This is a genomic window from Kitasatospora sp. NPDC051702, from assembly GCF_040681575.1.
In the GTDB taxonomy this organism is placed as follows: Bacteria; Actinomycetota; Actinomycetes; order Streptomycetales; family Streptomycetaceae; genus Kitasatospora.
In genome coordinates, this window is the sequence record NZ_JBFAZB010000041.1 from 59,545 (window position 1) to 76,045 (window position 16,501).

The 16,501-nt window shown below is 76.3% G+C and carries 18 protein-coding genes; 7 read left to right on the forward strand and 11 right to left on the reverse strand.

Annotated elements, in window-relative coordinates; genetic code table 11:
- Positions 1–39: 39 nt before the first annotated feature.
- From AB0N04_RS28595 to AB0N04_RS28605, 3 genes are all read right to left on the reverse strand, one after another.
- The gene (locus tag AB0N04_RS28595) at positions 40–1,287 is read right to left on the reverse strand and encodes a sigma-70 family RNA polymerase sigma factor (RefSeq protein WP_360214186.1); all 1,248 of its coding nucleotides are present in this window, start codon (positions 1,285–1,287) and stop codon (positions 40–42) included.
- 43 nt (positions 1,288–1,330) lie between these two features.
- Complete coding sequence (locus AB0N04_RS28600; protein ID WP_360214188.1) at positions 1,331–1,705, reverse strand: YciI family protein; 375 nt, start codon at positions 1,703–1,705, stop codon at positions 1,331–1,333.
- Positions 1,706–1,882: 177 nt separating this feature from the next.
- A complete protein-coding gene (locus AB0N04_RS28605; RefSeq protein WP_360214190.1) occupies positions 1,883–3,394 on the reverse strand; it encodes a PucR family transcriptional regulator in 1,512 nt (503 codons plus the stop codon).
- Positions 3,395–3,814: 420 nt separating this feature from the next.
- Here AB0N04_RS28605 and AB0N04_RS28610 point away from each other — a divergent pair, with 420 nt between their 5' ends.
- Positions 3,815–4,288: a molybdopterin-dependent oxidoreductase gene (locus AB0N04_RS28610; RefSeq protein WP_360214192.1), complete on the forward strand. Its 474-nt coding sequence runs from the start codon at positions 3,815–3,817 to the stop codon at positions 4,286–4,288.
- Positions 4,289–4,404: 116 nt separating this feature from the next.
- Here the strand turns inward: AB0N04_RS28610 and AB0N04_RS28615 are convergent, their stop codons facing one another.
- Positions 4,405–4,824 (reverse strand): TOBE domain-containing protein, encoded by a 420-nt coding sequence (locus AB0N04_RS28615; protein ID WP_360214194.1) that lies wholly within the window; start codon positions 4,822–4,824, stop codon positions 4,405–4,407.
- Between the two features lie 241 nt (positions 4,825–5,065).
- Between AB0N04_RS28615 and AB0N04_RS28620 the strand changes: the two genes are divergently transcribed.
- On the forward strand, positions 5,066–5,431 hold the full coding sequence (locus AB0N04_RS28620) for a nuclear transport factor 2 family protein (protein ID WP_360214196.1): 366 nt from the start codon (positions 5,066–5,068) through the stop codon (positions 5,429–5,431).
- 89 nt (positions 5,432–5,520) lie between these two features.
- Positions 5,521–6,039, forward strand: coding sequence for a GNAT family protein (locus AB0N04_RS28625; protein WP_360214198.1), 519 nt, complete (start codon positions 5,521–5,523; stop codon positions 6,037–6,039).
- A gap of 129 nt (positions 6,040–6,168) precedes the next feature.
- On the opposite strand, the gene AB0N04_RS28630 is transcribed toward AB0N04_RS28625, so the two are convergent.
- Positions 6,169–7,203, reverse strand: a complete 1,035-nt coding sequence (locus tag AB0N04_RS28630) for a LacI family DNA-binding transcriptional regulator (protein ID WP_360214200.1) — start codon at positions 7,201–7,203, stop codon at positions 6,169–6,171.
- 166 nt (positions 7,204–7,369) lie between these two features.
- Between AB0N04_RS28630 and AB0N04_RS28635 the strand changes: the two genes are divergently transcribed.
- Positions 7,370–8,368 carry a DUF4436 family protein gene (locus tag AB0N04_RS28635; protein WP_360214202.1) on the forward strand — a complete coding sequence of 333 codons (999 nt, stop codon included), beginning with the start codon at positions 7,370–7,372 and terminating at the stop codon, positions 8,366–8,368.
- A 48-nt stretch (positions 8,369–8,416) separates the two neighbouring features.
- On the opposite strand, the gene AB0N04_RS28640 is transcribed toward AB0N04_RS28635, so the two are convergent.
- From AB0N04_RS28640 to AB0N04_RS28660, 5 genes are all read right to left on the reverse strand, one after another.
- Positions 8,417–9,172 carry a GNAT family N-acetyltransferase gene (locus tag AB0N04_RS28640; RefSeq protein WP_360214204.1) on the reverse strand — a complete coding sequence of 252 codons (756 nt, stop codon included), beginning with the start codon at positions 9,170–9,172 and terminating at the stop codon, positions 8,417–8,419.
- Positions 9,173–9,247: 75 nt separating this feature from the next.
- Entirely contained in the window at positions 9,248–10,342 is a 1,095-nt protein-coding gene (locus AB0N04_RS28645) for an exo-alpha-sialidase (RefSeq protein WP_360214206.1), read from the reverse strand.
- A gap of 129 nt (positions 10,343–10,471) precedes the next feature.
- Positions 10,472–11,968 carry an NAD(P)/FAD-dependent oxidoreductase gene (locus tag AB0N04_RS28650; protein WP_360214208.1) on the reverse strand — a complete coding sequence of 499 codons (1,497 nt, stop codon included), beginning with the start codon at positions 11,966–11,968 and terminating at the stop codon, positions 10,472–10,474.
- Between the two features lie 202 nt (positions 11,969–12,170).
- Positions 12,171–12,905, reverse strand: a complete 735-nt coding sequence (locus AB0N04_RS28655) for an alpha/beta hydrolase (protein ID WP_360214210.1) — start codon at positions 12,903–12,905, stop codon at positions 12,171–12,173.
- 207 nt (positions 12,906–13,112) lie between these two features.
- A complete protein-coding gene (locus AB0N04_RS28660) occupies positions 13,113–13,502 on the reverse strand; it encodes a thioredoxin domain-containing protein (protein ID WP_360214212.1) in 390 nt (129 codons plus the stop codon).
- A 165-nt stretch (positions 13,503–13,667) separates the two neighbouring features.
- On the opposite strand from AB0N04_RS28660, the gene AB0N04_RS28665 reads away from it, so the two are divergent.
- From AB0N04_RS28665 to AB0N04_RS28675, 3 genes are read left to right on the forward strand one after another with little or no spacing between them, the layout of a single operon-like run.
- Positions 13,668–14,282, forward strand: a complete 615-nt coding sequence (locus tag AB0N04_RS28665) for a hypothetical protein (RefSeq protein ID WP_360214214.1) — start codon at positions 13,668–13,670, stop codon at positions 14,280–14,282.
- A 57-nt stretch (positions 14,283–14,339) separates the two neighbouring features.
- Complete coding sequence (locus AB0N04_RS28670; RefSeq protein ID WP_360214263.1) at positions 14,340–14,897, forward strand: sigma-70 family RNA polymerase sigma factor; 558 nt, start codon at positions 14,340–14,342, stop codon at positions 14,895–14,897.
- On the forward strand, positions 14,894–15,697 hold the full coding sequence (locus AB0N04_RS28675) for a zf-HC2 domain-containing protein (RefSeq protein ID WP_360214216.1): 804 nt from the start codon (positions 14,894–14,896) through the stop codon (positions 15,695–15,697). Before AB0N04_RS28670 ends, AB0N04_RS28675 begins: the two co-directional genes overlap by 4 nt.
- Positions 15,698–15,778: 81 nt before the next feature.
- Here the strand turns inward: AB0N04_RS28675 and AB0N04_RS28680 are convergent, their stop codons facing one another.
- Positions 15,779–16,495: a hypothetical protein gene (locus AB0N04_RS28680; protein ID WP_360214218.1), complete on the reverse strand. Its 717-nt coding sequence runs from the start codon at positions 16,493–16,495 to the stop codon at positions 15,779–15,781.
- Positions 16,496–16,501 lie beyond the last annotated feature (6 nt).

Sequence of the window (16,501 nt, forward strand, 5' to 3'; positions counted from 1 at the left end):
CCGGCGGCCCCGTGTCCGCCGGACCGGCCCCGGGCGGGCTCAGGCCGGCCCGTCCCCGGTCGCGGCCGCCCGCTCCCGCAGCAGCTCCCGCTCCCGCTCGTTGCGGGTCAGCTCCGCCGCCCGCTCGAACTCCGCCCGCGCCTCCGCCGCCCGCCCGAGCCGGTCCAGCAGGTCACCGCGCACGCTGGGCAGCAGGTGGTAGCCGCGCAGGGCCGGCTCCGCCGCGAGCGCGTCCACCAGCTCCAGCCCGGCCGCCGGCCCGCGGGCCATCGACACCGCCACCGCCCGGTTCAGCGCCACCACCGGGGACGGCGTCAGCACCAGCAGCCGCTCGTACAGCGCGGCGATGGTCGCCCAGTCGGTGTCCTGGTAGCGCCGGGCCTTGGCGTGGCAGGCCGCGATCGCGGCCTGCACCGAGTACGGGCCGGTGCCGGCCCGCCCCAGTGCGTCGAAGCCCCGCCGGATCAGCAGGCCGTCCCAGCGGGCCCGGTTCTGTTCGGCCAGCAGCACGGGCCGTCCGTCCGGGCCGGTCCGCGCCGCCGTCCGGGAGGCCTGGAACTCCAGCAGGGCGGCCAGCCCGTGCACCTCCGGCTCGCCCGGCATCAGTCCGGCCAGCACCCGGGCCAGCCGCAGCGCGTCCTCGCACAGCTGCGGGCGCAGCAGGTCGTCCCCCGCGGTGGCCGAGTAGCCCTCGTTGAAGACCAGGTAGACCACCTCCAGGACGGAGGAGAGCCGCTCCGCGCGGTCCGCCCCGTACGGCACCTCGAACGGCACCCGGGCCCCGGCCAGCGCCCGCTTGGCCCGGACGATCCGCTGCGCCACCGTCGCTTCGGACACCAGGAAGGCCCGGGCGATCTCCGGGGTGGTCAGCCCGCCGAGCAGCCGCAGGGTGAGCGCGATCCGGGCCTCGGTGGCCAGCACCGGGTGGCAGGCGGTGAAGATCAGCCGCAGCAGGTCGTCGTCGATGTCGTCCGGCTCGACCGGCTCCGGCGCCGGGACGTCCTCCAGGGACCGCCCCACCTCGGCGAGTTTGCGGGCGTAGACCTCCCGGCGGCGCACCAGGTCGATCGCCCGGTGCTTGGCGGTGGCCGTCAGCCAGGCGCCCGGGTTGTCCGGCACGCCCGACCGCGGCCACTGCTCCAGCGCGGCCACCACGGCGTCCTGCGCCAACTCCTCGGCGATGCCGACGTCCCGCACGATCCGGGTCACCGCGGCGATGATCCGCCCGGACTCGATCCTGAAGACCGTCTCGACGGCGACCGCCGCGTCCCTCTCCGTCACGGCCACCCATCAGAACAGTCGGCGGAGAGGGAGGCAAACGGACCCGCGGCTACGCCTGGGGCGGCTGCGCCGCCTCGTCGATCTGCCGGACCTCCGCCTCGACCGTCCAGCCGTCCGGGTGGACGGTCAGGAACCGGCGGGTCCACTCCAGGGCCTCCGCCTTGTCCTTGCACTGCAGGATGGCGTAGCCGCCGACGACCTCCTTGGTCTCGGTGAACGGGCCGTCGGTGCAACCGATCCTCCCGCCGTTCCAGCTGAGCCGGGTGCCCTGGGAGGTCGGGGTCAGCCCGGCGGTCTCCAGCATCACCCCGGCCTTGGTGATCTCCTCGAACAGCGCCCCCATCCGCTTCTCGAAGTCCGGGTCGGACTCGAACCCGGCGGCGGCCTGCTCGTCGATGCGGATCAGCGTCATGAAGCGCGGCATGGTGACTCCTCGGTCGGACGGGCGGGGCCTCTCCCCGCCTCTCACCCCTGCGTCGAACGGGCCGACCGTGGATCGACACCGGCCCGGAGGAATTTTCCGCGGACGGCGGATCCGCCGCCCGCAGGCCCGCCGTCCGCCGCCGCCGGGGGCCGGAGGGTCACCGGCGGCGGCCGGGGGTCACCGGGCCGCCGCCGGCTGCGGTGCGCAGAGCAGGGCGGCCCGCAGGTCCAGCCGGTCCCGCAGGCGGGCCAGGTTGCGGCCGGTCAGCTCCTCGATCCGGCGGATCCGGTAGTGCACGGTGTTGACGTGGATGTGCAGCGACTCCGCCGTCCGGGCCCAGGATCCGTCGTGGTCCAGGAAGACGGCCAGGGTGCCCAGCAGCGAGACGCTGTTCTCCTGGTCGTGCGTGGTCAGCGGGGCCAGCAGCCGGGCGTGGAAGGCCGCCGTCACCTCCGGCGGGATGCCGCGCAGCAGCCCGTCCAGCGAGTCCAGGTCGGCGGCGCTGCCGACCGGGCCGGCCGAGCCCTCCAGCACGTACCGGGCCTGCACCAGCGCCGCCCGCAGGGCGGCGGGGGCGGGCGCGGCGGCCGGTCCGACACCGACCCGCAGGGTGCGCCGGCCGGCCAGCCGGGCCTGGAGCGCGGGCCGGGCCCGGCGCAGCCGCTCGGCGACCCGTTCGACGGGCGCGGCCACCAGCGCGGCGGACCGCCCGGCGCGGTCGGTCCCGGCGGCGTACGGCACGCCGAGCGGGTGCAGCGCCTCGGCCAGCGCGTACGCGGCCCAGGCGGCGGGCGTGCCCGCGCCGGGGTCGTCGGCCCGGCCGCCGTCGATCCGCGCGGTGACGGCGACCAGCGCCTCGGTCTCGCCCAGACCGCACCCGGCGAGCGGTTCGGCGAGCCCGCCCTCCCCGGCGAGCGCGTCCAGCAGCCGCCCGGCGGCCCGGCGCCGGGCGTCGGCGTCGGCGCGGGCCCGGGCGGCGAGCGGTGAGAGCAGCTCGGCCAGGCCCTGCAGCACGGGTTCGGCCGCCGCGGTGGCCAGGTGCGGGCGCAGCCGCCAGCCGTCGAACGGCGAGCCGTCCTGCGGGCCGACCGGCAGCCCGGTGTCGCCGCGGCCGGCGGACGGGACGGGCGTGGCGGTGGTGGCGACGGCCCGGCCGCCGGTGGTGGTGATCGAGCAGTCCGGGACCCCGAGCCGGCCGACGGCGTGCGCCAGCACCCCGCCGGCCCCGGCGTCGGCGCGCAGCAGGTCGAGCAGTTCGCGCCGGACGGTCTCCGGGATGGCGGCGGCGTCCTGGGCGCCGGCCCGCAGGTCGCCCCAGAGCCGGAGGTAGACGCGGTCGGTGACGGCGCGGAAGCTGACCCCGGCGGGCACCGCGAGCAGCGGGATGCCGTGGGTGCGGCAGGCCTCGGCGAGGCTGTCCGGGATGCTGCCGTGGGTGCCCTCGCCGGCCAGCAGCGCCGCCACGCCCGCGCTGCGCAGGGCGGTGGCGAAGCGCAGCGCGCCGGAGGCGTCGGCGGGCTGCCACCAGACCAGTCCGGTGAGCACGAGTTCGCCGGGCTGGAGGTAGCGGGCCGGGTCCTGGAGGTCGGTGGAGCTGACCCCGGTCACCGGGCGGTCGAGCAGGTCCGGCGTGCCCCAGGCCAGCCGGATGTCCAGGTCGTCGAGGTTCAGCAGGTCGCCGACGATCATCTCTCGCTCATCTCTCGCTCGCTCTCGCCTTGTGCTCAGCGCGGGACCGTGTCTCGCAAGTGCAAGGTTCAGGTGCGCACTGGCATCGTAAATGCAAGTGGGATGGCGGTGAATCGTCTTGTCGGATCATCCAGCGCGGGGCCCTTCGGCTGGTGCTGGGAACCAGTCGTCCGCCCGATTGCGGGGTTGCTTCAATCGGTGCGGGGCGCGTCGCAGCCTGTCTCCTCCGGCGCGCCCCGCACGTCGGCCGCCTCGTCCGCGCCGGCGCCGCGTGTCCGCGGATGCGAGCTGAAAGCGCCGTCCGCCATGGCGGATGCCACTGAAGGAAAGCTTTCAGCGTGGCTTCTGCGAATGCCCGGGCTCCCCCTCGGGTAACCCCCTCCCGGGTCGCGACGGTGCGGCCCGGGAGGAGGGAGCACCATGACCCCGGCCAGACCCACCGCGCTGACGGCGGCGCCCACCGTCCGGCTGCACGGCCACCTCGACCGGCCCGCGGAGCTGACGGTGGAGCAGCTGCGCGCCCTCCCGGCCCACCGCGTCGAGGTCGGCTTCGACTGCCTGAGCGAGGGCGAGCAGCGCCACGGGTACGAGGGCCCGGCGCTCTGGGACGTGCTGTGCGCGGCCGGGCCGCGGATCGACTTCTCCGGCCGCAAGCAGCGGCTGCGCTTCCTGCTGTCCGTCAGCGGTGCTGACGGTCACCGGGCCGTGGTGTCCTGGGCCGAGATCGACCCGGACTTCGGCGGCCAGCGGATCCTGCTGGCGACCAGCATGGACGGCGTGCCGCTGGACGCGGCCGGCCCGCAGCTGGTCGTGCCCGACGACCACTGCGGGGCCCGCTACGTCAGCGGCGTCACCGCGGTCTGGCTCGGCCCGCTGGGCGCGCCGGCGTCCTGAGCGGCCGACCGGCGGGCGTCCGCCCACGCGGGTGCCGCCGGGTGCCGCCGGGTGCCGCCGGGGGAGCCGCGCTGCGGGCCGGGCGGCGCGGGCCGCAGCGCGGCGCGTCGGGCGCGTCAGGCCGTCGCGAGCGAGACCTCGGTCGACTTGATCAGGGCGACGACCGGCGAACCGGCCGCCAGGCCCAGGTCGGCCGCCGCGTCCGCGGTGATCGCGGCGGTCAGCGCGCCGCCCGCGACGTCGACCTTGACCCCGGCCATCGCGCCGCCGGTGGCGACCTCGGTGACCGTGCCGGGGATCTGGTTGCGGATGCTGAGCCCGGCGACGGGGCCGGTGGCCAGGGCGACCTCGGTGGACTTCACCAGGGCCTGGACGGAGCTGCCCGCGCTCAGCCCGAGGTCCTTCACGGCGTCCACCGTGACGGCGGCGGTGAGTTCCTGGCCCGAGTCGAGCCGGACCTTGACGGTGGCCATCACCTCGCCGGTGGTGACGGAGCTGACGGTGCCGGGCAGCTGGTTGCGGATGCTGAGGCTCATGCGGGGGCCTTCCGATCGTGTTCCGCGGGCGGAACGAGGGTGTTCCGGCCGTGCCGCCTTCCACCCTAGTGCGTGGAAAGTCGCAGGTCAGAGGGCATTTCGCGACGTGATCGACGCCCCGTCGCAGCTGCCATGGCGATCACCGCCCCCGGCTCGCATCCGCCGGTCGGCCCGGGCCGGGGATCCGCCGGGACCCTCCGGCCGGGTGTACGCCTGACGGTCCGTCGGGGACGATGGGGCCATGACCGTCGATCTCGCCTTCGCCGAAGGCTTCGCCCGGACCTGGGCCGCCGACTGGAACTCCCGCGACCTGGAGCGCATCCTCGCGCACTTCACCGAGGACGTGGTCTTCGCCTCGCCCCGGATCCGGGTGCTCACCGGCGAGCCGCTGGACGAGGTGCGCGGCAAGGAGGCGCTGCGGGCCTACTGGCGGCAGGGCCTGGAGCGCCTGCCGGACCTGCACTTCACCGTCGAGGACGTCCGCGCCTCGGTGGACACCGTGGTCATCAACTACCGCAACGAGCGCGGCCAGGCCGTCGCCGAGGTGCTGACCTTCCGTGACGGCCTGGTCTGCCGGGGGCTCGGCGCGTACGGCCCGGAGGCCTGACCCGCTCGCCCGGGCGGGGCGGAGCGGGGCGGGGAACGCGGTGGACAAACCACTCGCCGGACGCGGTTTTCCGTGTCAACATGCCCCATATGGGGACGATCCTGCGCGGCACCCTCGTCACGCTCCGCCCGGCCACGACCGAGGACATCCCGGCCCTGGTGGCCATCCGCGCCACGCCCGAGGTCTTCGCGCGCTGGCGGGGCGGTGACGACCTGGCCGACGCGGTCGCCACCGACCTGGCGGAGCCGGACACCGAGACCTTCGCGGTCGACGTGGGCGGCCGGGTGGTCGGCGCCATCCAGTGGTACGCCAACAACGACGACGAGTACCGGCACGCCGGCATCGACCTCTACCTGGACCCGTCGGTGCACGGCCTGGGCCTGGGCACCGACGCCGTCCGCACGATGGCCCGCCACCTGGTGCACGAGCACCACTACCACCGGCTGATCATCGACCCGGCCGCGGACAACGCCGCCGCGATCCGCTGCTACAGCAAGGTCGGCTTCCGTGCGGTCGGCACCATGCGCCAGTACGAGCGGGGTCCGGACGGCACCTGGCACGACAACCTGCTGATGGACCTGATCGCGGACGAGCTGGTCGACGGCTGACCCGGAGCGCCCCCCGGCGCGAACTCCCCGGGCACACGGGCGACTTGTCGTCCGCGTACCCGGGAACCGGCTCGGCTGACGCTCGGCAGACCGGTGTCGGGCCCGCGTCGGACCGGCGTCGGACCGGCGTCAGCCCCGGGACGCGCCGTCCGCGGCCGGGCAGCCGCAGGAGCGCCGCAGCACCAGCCTGGCCGGGAACGTCCGCGCCCCGGTGGAGCGCTCCTCGGCGCCGCCGAGCACGAGGTCCACGGCCGCGCGGGCCATCTCGTCCTGCCCGGTGGTGACGGTGGTCAGCGCGGGCCCGGCGATCACCGCCTCGGCGATGTCGTCGAAGCCGGCCACCGCGAGCTGCTCGGGCACCCGGATGCCCAGGTCGTCGGCGGCCCGCAGCAGGCCGATCGCCTGGTCGTCCGTCGCGCAGAACACGGCGGACGGCCGGTCGGGCCGGGACAGCAGGGTGAGCGCCTCGGCGTGCGCCCGGACGCGGTCGAACGGCGCCGCCGTCAGCCTCCCCGCGGGGGTCAGGCCGACCTCGGCCAGCGCGGCGGCCCAGCCGGCCGTCCGCCCCGTCACCGGGTCGTGCGGGCTGAGCGAGAGCGTCCCGCCGAAGCAGTGCACCTCGGCGTGCCCGTGCCCGAGCAGGTGGCGGACCACCTCGCGGGCGCCGCCCTCGTCGTCCGCCACCACGGCGACGCCGCCGGAGCTCTCGGCCCGGTGGTGCAGCAGGACGACGGGCGTGCCGTCGCCCACGTCGAAGCCGGTGAGGCCGGGGGTGGCCGGGTCCTGGGTGACCAGGATCAGGCCGTCCACCTGCATCCCGAGGAAGGCGCGGATGTAGTGGGCCTCGCGCTCGTCCACGTAGTCGGAGTTGCCGATCAGCAGCAGTCGGCCGTGCTCGGTGGCGGCCTGCTCGACCGCGTGGGCGAGGCCGGCGAAGAACGGCTGGCGGGCGTCCGGCACGACCATCCCGAGCAGGTTGGTCCGCCGCCGGGCCATCGCCTGGGCGACCCGGTTGGGGCGGTACCCGAGCTCCTCCACGGCCGCGAGCACCCGCGCCCGGGTCGCCGGCGCCACCGGCCGCGGTCCGTCGTTGATCACATAACTCACGACCGCCGTGGACGTCCCCGCCACCCGTGCCACATCGTCCCGCGTCACCCTCGCCATGCCCGCGAGCCTACACAGCGGCACCGACCGGTCCCTCGCCCGCCGGTGCCGCCGCCCACCGCCGGGACTCGATCGGCCCCCTGCGGTTGCGGGGCCCGCGGCCCGGGCCGGAGGGTGGCGGGACAGGCGCCGACCCGGCGCCCCCGCCGACCGTGGGAGCAGGCCGATGACCGCCTCGCCGCACCGGCGGGCCGTCCGGTCCCCGCGCCCGGCGGCCCGGCCGCGGGTCCGGATCCCCGGCCGGGCGCGGGTCCGGATCCCCGGCCGGGCGCGGGCCGCGGTCGCCCCGCCGGCCCGGCCGAGGGTGCGGCCCTGGCGCGCCTACGCGGTGCTCGCGGTGATCGCCCTGCTGGTCGCCGCCGGGCTACTGCTCTACTTCGACGAGCGCTCCAGCCGGGGCCACGTCCAGGTGGTGGGCCCGGAGAGCTCCGAGACCGGCCCGGACGTCCTGGAGGTCTACGTGCTGCTCCAGCGGGTGGACGCGGCCGCGCAGACGCTCACCACCAAGATCCTGGTCGAGCCGCACGGGGCGCTGCAGGTGCCGGACCGGCCGCTGGTCCCGGTCCAGGACGTGGTGCTGGAGACCACCTCGCTGGAGCAGACCACGCTCCGGTACCCGGCGGGCCAGCAGATCCCCTCCGGCCTGGTCTCCTTCAGCCTGGTCGGCGGACGGATCACCGACTACCCCTTCGACCGCTACCACACGGCCATCGGCTTCCAGGCGACCGTCGGGGGCAGACCGGTGCCCGTGGTGATCGGGATCGAGGAGGGCGACCCGTTCTTCGCCTTCCGGCAGGGCGAGCAGGAGAGCGAGGACTTCGCCGTCGGGGTGACGGAACGGATCAGCCGCTCGCGCAGCACCTTCATCCTGGCCTGGTTCATGATCGCCGCGATGTGGGCGCTGGCGCTGTCGGTGCTGGTCGCGGCCTGGCTGATCGTCCGGCAGCGGCGCGGGATGCTCTGGCCGGCCCTGGGCTGGATGGCCGCGACGCTGTTCGCCCTGGTCGGCATGCGCAACGCCGCGCCCGGCAGCCCGCCGATCGGCTCGCTGCTGGACTACGCGGCCTTCTTCTGGGCCGAGCTGCTGGTCGCGGTGGGCCTGACCATGGTGGTGGTGCGCGGGGCGCGGATCGAGGGCGGGCACGGGCCGGACCGCCGGCCCTAGGGGCGGCAGCACACCCCGGGGCCCGCCCCGGCCCGCCGGCCGTAGGCCTCAGCGTCCGTCCGGCACGATCACGGTCAGCGCGGTGCTCAGCAGGGTGAAACCGAGACGCTCGTAGACCCGGCGGGCGGGGTTGCCGTCGGTGACCGCCAGCCGCACCTCGGGGAGCCCCCGCCCGGCGGCGTCGCCGACCACCCGGCGCAGCAGGTCGGCGCCGAGGCCGCGGTAGCCGCGCTCCGGGTGGCGGAACACCTCGGCGACCCACGGCACGCCGTCGCGGTCGGTGAGCACCACCCCGGCGACCACCGCGCCCCGCTCGTCCACGGCGAGCACGCTGGACGGCAGCACCGGCCCGATGGCCTTCCCGGCGAGCAGCGGGACGAGCCGTTCGGCCAGCGCCCGGGCGTCGTCCCCCGCGAAGCGGTCGACGTGACCGGGGGCGAAGGCGGCCCGCCAGGCTTCGAACAGCTCCTCGGGGGCGCGGTCGCAGGGCGCCGCGTGCAGGCCCGCCCGCAGGGGTGCGGCGGCCCAGTCGGCGGGCGGCGGGTCGGTGCGCAGGTCCCGCCCCAGGGTGTGGGCGTGCCGCAGCACGGTCGCGCCGTCGTCCAGCAGGGCCCGCCCGAACTCGGGGGTGCCGGAGACCACCCACCCGGCCATCCGGGACCGGACGAAACCCACCGGGTCCGCGGCGCCGTCCCGCACCTCCAGCAGGTCGGCCCAGGGCCGGCCCTCCCGTTCGCCGGGCAGGTAGTCCACCACCGGCACGCCGTCGTCGTCGCAGCCCGTCACCCGGTCCGTCTCGGTCACGCCTGGCCCCCTCGTCGGGATCGTCCGTCCGCCGCTCATGCTCGGCGACGACGCGGCCGCGGGGCAAACGGATTGTCAGGCGAGCACCGCGGCCCGGACGCAGAGCACGTCCGGCAGGTGGGCGAGCAGCGGCGACCAGCTCTCGCCCTCGTCGCGGCTGCCGTAGACGTCGCCGGTCCGGTTGCCGAAGTAGATCCCGGCCGGTTCGGCGTCGTCGGTGCGCAGCGCGTCGCGCAGCACGACGCCGTAGTGGTCCTCGCCGGGCAGCCCGTCGGCGAGCGGCTGCCAGCTGTCGCCGCCGTCGGTGGTGCGGAAGATCCGGCAGCGCCGGCCGGGCGGGACGCGGTCGTCGGAGCCGCCGAGCGGGAACAGGTAGGCGGTGCCGGCCCGGCGCGGGTGGGCGGCGACGGCGAAGCCGAACTCGGCCGGCAGTCCGTCGACGATGGAGTGCCAGTTCGCGCCCCAGTCGTCGCTGCGGTAGACGCCGCCGTGGTTCTGCAGGTAGAGGCGGTCGGGGTGGACCGGGTCCGGTGCGATCTTGTGCACGCACTGGCCGAACTCCGGGTACTGGCCGCCGGGCGGGAGGAACTCGGCGCGCAGGCCGGTGTTGGAGGGCTGCCAGCTGTCGCCGCCGTCCTTGCTGCGGTAGACGCCGCCGCTGGAGACGGCGACCAGCAACCGCTGCGGGTCGCGCGGGTCGGTGAGGACGGTGTGGAGCCCCTGGCCGCCGTAGCCGGCGCCCCACTCGGCGCGCTGCGGGTGGTCCCAGAGCGACTCGACCAGGGCGAAGGTCTCGCCGCCGTCCTCGGACCGGAACAGCGCGGCGGGCTCGGTGCCCGCGTAGACGACGCCGGGCGCCTCCGGACCGGCCGGCTGGAGCTGCCAGACCCGGGTGAGCGAGGCGCCGGTGGACTCCGGGAACCGGATCGCCGGCCGCGCCGGCTCGGTCCAGGTGGCGCCGAGGTCGTCGGAGCGCCAGACCGACGGCCCCCAGTGGCTGCTGTCGGCGCCGACCAGCAGCCGGGTGCGCCCGGCGCGGCGGTCGACGGAGACGGCGTAGACCGCGTTCATCGGGAAGTGCGGCCCGCTGAACTCCCAGTCCAGCCGGTCACGACTGCGGCCGAGAAAGAGGCCCTTCTCGGTTCCGACGGCCAACAGCACCTCGGTCATGCCTCACACCACCTGGTCGACGCGACGCCCCCGGGACGGCCCCCGACTGCCAGTGTCCCGCCGTCCACCGGCGGCCACACCTCGCCGCGCCGGGTCCTGCGGAGGTGCTCGCCGCCGGGGGCCCGGAGCTCAGCCCCGGCAGCCCTCCAGCAGCCGCAGCCACACCTCGCTGATCGTCGGGTAGGCGGGCACGGCGTGCCAGAGCCGGTCGATGGGCACCTCGCCGACCACGGCGACGGTCGCCGAGTGCAGCAGTTCGGCGACCCCGGGGCCGACCAGGCACGCCCCGACCAGCACCTGCCGGTCGAGGTCGAAGACCACCCGGGCCCGGCCCCGGTAGTCGTCGCCGTACAGCGAGGCCCCGGCGACGGCGCCGAGGTCGTGGTCGACGGTCCGGACCCGCAGCCCGGCCCGCTCGGCCGCCTCGAGGGTGAGACCGACGGCCGCGACCTCCGGTTGGGTGAACACCACCTGCGGCGCTCCCGCGCTGTCGGCAGACGCGGCGTGCACGCCCCAGCGCGCGGTGTCCAGCGCACGCCCTTCGGCGCGGGCCGCGATCGCCCCGCCGGCGATCCGGGCCTGGTACTTGCCCTGGTGGGTGAGCAGCGCCCGGTGGTTGACGTCCCCCACGGCGTACAGCCACTCCCCGTCCACGCCGAGCACCGTGCAGCTGTCGTCCACCTCCAGCCAGTCGCCCGGCTTCAGCCCCACCTGCTCCAGCCCGACGTCGGCGGTGCGCGGGGCGCGGCCGGTCGCGTAGAGCACCTCGTCGACGGTCAGCCGCTCGCCGTCGCCGGAGCCCTGCCCGTCATCGGAGCCCTGCCCGTCACCGGACGGCCCGCGGCCGGTGAGGGTCAGCACCACCGGCCCGGTGCCGCCCGTGCGCTCCAGCGCGGTGACCTCCACCCCGAAGCGGACGTCCACCCCGGCGTCCCGCAGCCCCTCGGTGACCAGCTCGCCCGCGAAGGGCTCCATCTTCGGCAGCAGCCCGGCGCCGCGCACCAGCAGCACCACCTCGGAGCCGAGCGCCCGCCAGGCGGCGGCCATCTCCACCCCGACCACCCCGCCGCCGACCACGGCCAACCGGCCGGGCACCGACGGCGAGCCGGTCGCCTCCCGGTTGGTCCACGGGTGGGCCTCCGCCAGCCCGGGCACCCCGGTGGGCAGCACCGGGCGGCTGCCGGTGCACACGGCGACGGCATGCCGGGCGGTGAGCACCCGCTCGCTGCCGTCCTCGGCCTCCACCGTGACGGTCCGCACGCCGGCCAGCCGGCCGTGGCCGCGCACCAGGTCGATCCCGGTGTCCCGCAGCCAGCCGACCTGGCCGTCGTCGTTCCAGTGCGAGGTGAAGGAGTCCCGCCGGGCCAGCACCGCGGCCGGGTCCAGCCGGCCGTCGCCGACCGCCTCCCGGGAGCCGGCCACTGCGCGGGCGTCGGCCAGCGCGGCCACCGGGCGCAGCAGCGCCTTGCTCGGCATGCAGGCCCAGTACGAGCACTCGCCGCCGACCAGTTCGGCCTCCACGATCACCGTGCGCAGCCCGGCGGCGACGGCCCGGTCGGCAACGTTCTCGCCGGTCGGGCCGGCTCCCAGGACGATGACGTCGTACTCCTCGGCGGTGCTGGTCATGCCCCGTCCCTTCGGCTCGGGTCCGGCCGCCCCGCCGGACCGGCGCCGGGCCGCGTGCCCGGCGCCGTGCCCATCCTGCGACGTCCGCCCTGGTTCGCGCAGTCGAACACGCGGACCGGGCACGGTCGGGACAGTGCCGGGGCACGGTCGGGACAGTGCCCCGGCGCGCCCGGGCACGCCCGGACGCGGCTCTCGCACCGGGTCAGAGCCGGGCCAGCTCCGCCAGCAGCGCCGCCGTGTCGTCGGGGCGGGAGAACATCGGCCAGTGCCCGGTGGGGAGTTCGCGCAGTTCCCAGTTCGGCCCGTCCAGCCCGGCGAACCAGGGGTGGCCGGACGCGACCATCGCCCGCACCTGGGCGATCGGGAACGAGCAGGACACCAGGGCCTGCGGCAGCGCCGCCCCCGCGCCGGTCAGCCGCAGCCGGTCCCGGTAGGCCCCGGCCGGCTGCGGGGTGGCCCGCTCACGGATCCGGGCCAGCGCGGCCCCGTCCAGACCGGCCGCGCCGGCGCCGTGGGCGGCGAGGAACTCCCAGGACGGCATCGGCAGGCGGCCGTCCACCACCGAGGCGTCGGCGGCCTCGCGGTAGTCCGGCGGCCAGAGGTCGTACAGCGACCCGCCGTCGATCACCGGCCCGCTGTCCAGGTAGACCACCCGGCGGATCCGCTCGGGCATCCGGTCCGCCACCCCGCCCGCCGGGGCGCAGCCGCCGCTGTGCGCGACCAGCACCACCTCCCAGAGGTCCTCCCGGACCAGCAGGTCGGCCAGCGCGGTGACGTGGTCCGCCAGCCCGATCGGCTCACGGTCCCCGGCGCGCTCCGCGACCCCGGGCAGGGTGACCGGGTGGACGGCGTGCCCGGCCGCCCGCAGCGGAGCGGCCACCTCGTCCCAGGCCCAGGCGCCCAGCCAGAATCCGGGGACCAGTACGAACGTGCTCATGGGGGATCACTCCTCGTCGTGGTGCGGGGCCGTGTCGCGACGACTCTAGGGTCCGCCCCGGCGATCGGCCCGCAACCGGCGACGACCGGCGGGACGGGGCCCGGGGGAGGGGAGCGGATCCGGACGGCGCCGGCGGGGAGGACGCCGCCGGCGCGGAACGCACCGGGGCCCGGGGAGAGGACTCCCCGGGCCCCGACGCGGGTGGCCTCAGGCCTGGCCCCCGGCCGCCTGCTCCTCGGCGACCTTGCGCTTCACCTCGGCCATGTCCAGCCCGCGGGCCTGGCCGATCAGGTCCTCGAACACCGCCTCGGGCAGCGCACCGGCCTGCGAGAAGACCAGCACGCCCTCGCGGATGATCGCCAGCGTCGGGATGGACTGGATCCCGAACGCGGACGCCAGCTCCTGCTGCGCCTCGGTGTCCACCTTGGCGAAGACGAGGTCCGAGTGGCGCTCGGCCGCCTTCTCGTACACCGGGGCGAACTGCCGGCACGGCCCGCACCACCCGGCCCAGAAGTCGATGAAGACGAAGTCCTTGCCCTCCGGGCCGGGAACGATGTCGTCGAAGTTCTCCTTGGTCAGCTCGACCGTGCTGCTCATCTCGCGGTTCCTTCCCTTCCGGAGGAGGCGGTTCAGACCGTGTGCTCGCGACAACCGCGCCCCCCGACGGGGTATTCCGGCGCCGGCCGGGGCCGGTTTGAGCAGTCGGGCGCCGCTTCGCGTACTTGAGGGTGTCCACCCGTCCACCGACCGCGGGAGCACCTCATGCGCAGCAATCGCCGAACCCGCCGGGCCGCCGTGCTGGCCGCCTCCGGCATCGCGGCGGCCGCCCTGGTCGCCGGTTGCGGGTCGTCCGGGTCCAGCGCACCCGCCGCGCCCGCGAGCCCGAGCGCACCGGCCACCCCGGCACCGAGCACCCCGGCACCGAGCACGCCGGGCACGGCGGCGAACACCTCCCTGCAGACCGCCACCGACCCGAAGCTCGGCACGATCGTCACCGACGGCGCCGGGTTCACCCTCTACCGCTTCGACCATGACCAGAGCAGCCCGTCGAAGGCCACCTGCAACGGCGACTGCGCCTCGCTGTGGCCGCCGGAGCAGGACAACGGCAACGTCATGCTCAAGGGCATCGACGCCAAGCTGGTCGGCAGCGTCACCCGCGACGACGGCACCAAGCAGGTCACCCTGAACGGCTGGCCGGCCTACCGCTACTCGCCGGACTCCAAGCCCGGCGACACCAAGGGCCAGGGCGTCGGCGGGGCGTGGTTCGCGCTGACCCCGAGCGGCGGCAAGGCGGGCACCACCGGGAGCTCCACCCCGATGCCGTCCACCCCCGCCAGCCCCAAGCCCAGTGCACCGAGCAGCGGCTACGGCTACTGAGCCGACCGCCGCGGTCCGTCCGCCCTCGACCGGGAGACCAGGGTGCGCAACGATGAAGTGGTGACCGAGGAGCATCCCGGCGGCGGCAGGTCCGCCCGCGGTACGGGGGCGCCGGACGAGGAGCTGATGCGCGCCCTCTACCACGAGCACGCCGGGCCGCTCTTCGGGTTCGTCCTCCACCTCGTCGCGGGGGACCGGCAGCGGGCCGAGGACGTCGTCCAGGAGACGCTGGTCCGGGCCTGGCGCAACATCGACCGGCTCGACCCGGGGGCCGGATCGCTGCGGCCCTGGCTGGTCACGGTCGCGCGGCGGATCGTCATCGACGGCCACCGCAGCGCCCGGGCCAGGCCCCGGGAGGTGGACGCGGCGGCACTGGAACTGATGCCCGCCGAGGACGAACTCGACCGTGCCCTGCGGATGATGACGGTCGCGGACGCACTGGGCGACCTCTCGGCGGCGCACCGCGAGATCATCGTCGAGACCTATCTGAAGGGCCGCACCGCAGCCGAGGCGGCCGCCGAACTCGGCATCCCGGCCGGGACCGTCCGGTCGCGGGTGTTCTACGCACTGCGCTCGCTCAGGCTCGCGCTGGAGGAGAGGGGAGTGACCTCGTGACCAAGCGCCCCGACCCCGTGCCCGGCGGCCCGGAGCAGGTCCCCGGTGTCCCCGGCGTGCCCGGTGCCCCCGGCGGGTCCGGCGGCGTCCCCGGCGCCGGACCGGACCACGTCGACGTCGGCGCGTACGTCCTCGACCTGCTGGAACCCGCCGAGCGCGCCGCGTTCGAGCGGCACCTCGCCACCTGCCCGCAGTGCACCGAGCAGGTGGCGCGGCTCGGCTTCGTGGAGCCGCTGCTGGCCGAGTACGCCGCCTCGGCGACGGCGGCCGGCCTCGATCCGGCCGGCCCGGCCCCGCGTCCGGGCCCGGAGCTCCTGGACCGGCTGGTCGCCGAGGTGGCGTCCGGACGGCGGCGGGGCCGGGTGCGGCGGCTGGTGCTGGCCCTGGCCGCGGCCGTGCTGGTGGCCACCGGCCCCGCCGTCACGGCCGCGGTGCTCACCGCCGGTTCCACGCCGGCCGTGGTCGCCGTCGCCGAGCAGTTCAGCGCCACCGACCCGGGCACCGGCGCCCGGGCCACCGTCGGCGTGGACGCGATGCCCTGGGGGAGCCAGGTGAGTCTGCAACTCTCCGGCGTCCACGGGCCGTTGACCTGCCGTCTGGTCGCCGTGTCGCACACCGGCGAGCGGCAGACGGTCACCACCTGGAGCGTCCCGGCCGGCACCTACGGGAACCCGGGCGGCCCCGCCGAGCTGCGCACCGGCGGCGGTGCGGCGCTCCAGCCGGGGGACATCGACCACTTCGAGGTGCGCGTCCAGAACAGCAACGCCCTGCTGGTCGCCGTCCCGGCGCACCGCGCCTGAGCCGTCCCGGCGCACCGCGCCCGAGCGGCGGGGGCGACCGCGCCCGAGCGGCGGGGGCGACCGCGTCCCGGGGCCGGCCCGTCACCACGCCGGATCGAAGCACGGACGCACCTCGTACGCCTCCAGCCGCTCGACCCGCTCCGGACCCCGGACACCAGGCCAGCGCGGGTTCGGCAGGCCCTGGCCGGTCATGTGCTCCCGCTGCCGGATCCCGCTCCTGCCGACCCGCAGGGCCGGCTCGAAGCTGTGCAGGCCGCCGCACGGACACGGCTGCCGCACCCACGCGCAGACCCGGCAGAGCCCGGCGAGGCCGTGGCCGGTCGAGAGCTCCAGGAGCGGCCCCTCCTCGCCGCAGCCCGGGCAGCCGGGCAGCTCGGCGCCGTCCAGCAGCGCGTTCTGCCGCCGCACGAAGTCCGGCAGCGCCAGCGGCGGGTGGATGAACGGGTCGTGCCGCCAGGCCGCGTCCGGCGCGCCCCACCGGGGCCGGCGCCACCACGGCGGCTCGGCCTGCCCGCGCCGCCCGGCCCGCTTCTCGGCGCGCCGCTGCGCCGCGTACCGCTCCGCCCGCGCGAGCCAGAGCACCCGAGCCCCGTGGAGCTCCTCCACGGCCCGCCCCAGCGCGTCCGGGTCGGCCTCCAGCAGCCGCGGGATCCGGGCGCTGAGCGTGAGGTGGTGGTACGTCGCGTGGTAGCCGTAGGGCGCGAAGGAGGTCAGGCAGGTCCGCAGGGCGCCGTGCCGGCGGTGGAGCGGGAGCCCGGCGTCGTGCACCCGGGCCCGGTGGGTGAGGAAGCCGGTCATCGGGCC

Coding starts and splice junctions, on each gene's coding strand:
- AB0N04_RS28600 (WP_360214188.1), bottom strand. CDS start 1,705: ATGCCGCGCTTCATGACGCTGATCCGCATCGACGAGCAGGCCGCCGCC.
- AB0N04_RS28605 (WP_360214190.1), bottom strand. CDS start 3,394: ATGATCGTCGGCGACCTGCTGAACCTCGACGACCTGGACATCCGGCTG.
- AB0N04_RS28610 (WP_360214192.1), top strand. CDS start 3,815: ATGACCCCGGCCAGACCCACCGCGCTGACGGCGGCGCCCACCGTCCGG.
- AB0N04_RS28615 (WP_360214194.1), bottom strand. CDS start 4,824: ATGAGCCTCAGCATCCGCAACCAGCTGCCCGGCACCGTCAGCTCCGTC.
- AB0N04_RS28620 (WP_360214196.1), top strand. CDS start 5,066: ATGACCGTCGATCTCGCCTTCGCCGAAGGCTTCGCCCGGACCTGGGCC.
- AB0N04_RS28625 (WP_360214198.1), top strand. CDS start 5,521: ATGGGGACGATCCTGCGCGGCACCCTCGTCACGCTCCGCCCGGCCACG.
- AB0N04_RS28630 (WP_360214200.1), bottom strand. CDS start 7,203: ATGGCGAGGGTGACGCGGGACGATGTGGCACGGGTGGCGGGGACGTCC.
- AB0N04_RS28635 (WP_360214202.1), top strand. CDS start 7,370: ATGACCGCCTCGCCGCACCGGCGGGCCGTCCGGTCCCCGCGCCCGGCG.
- AB0N04_RS28645 (WP_360214206.1), bottom strand. CDS start 10,342: ATGACCGAGGTGCTGTTGGCCGTCGGAACCGAGAAGGGCCTCTTTCTC.
- AB0N04_RS28650 (WP_360214208.1), bottom strand. CDS start 11,968: ATGACCAGCACCGCCGAGGAGTACGACGTCATCGTCCTGGGAGCCGGC.
- AB0N04_RS28655 (WP_360214210.1), bottom strand. CDS start 12,905: ATGAGCACGTTCGTACTGGTCCCCGGATTCTGGCTGGGCGCCTGGGCC.
- AB0N04_RS28660 (WP_360214212.1), bottom strand. CDS start 13,502: ATGAGCAGCACGGTCGAGCTGACCAAGGAGAACTTCGACGACATCGTT.
- AB0N04_RS28665 (WP_360214214.1), top strand. CDS start 13,668: ATGCGCAGCAATCGCCGAACCCGCCGGGCCGCCGTGCTGGCCGCCTCC.
- AB0N04_RS28680 (WP_360214218.1), bottom strand. CDS start 16,495: ATGACCGGCTTCCTCACCCACCGGGCCCGGGTGCACGACGCCGGGCTC.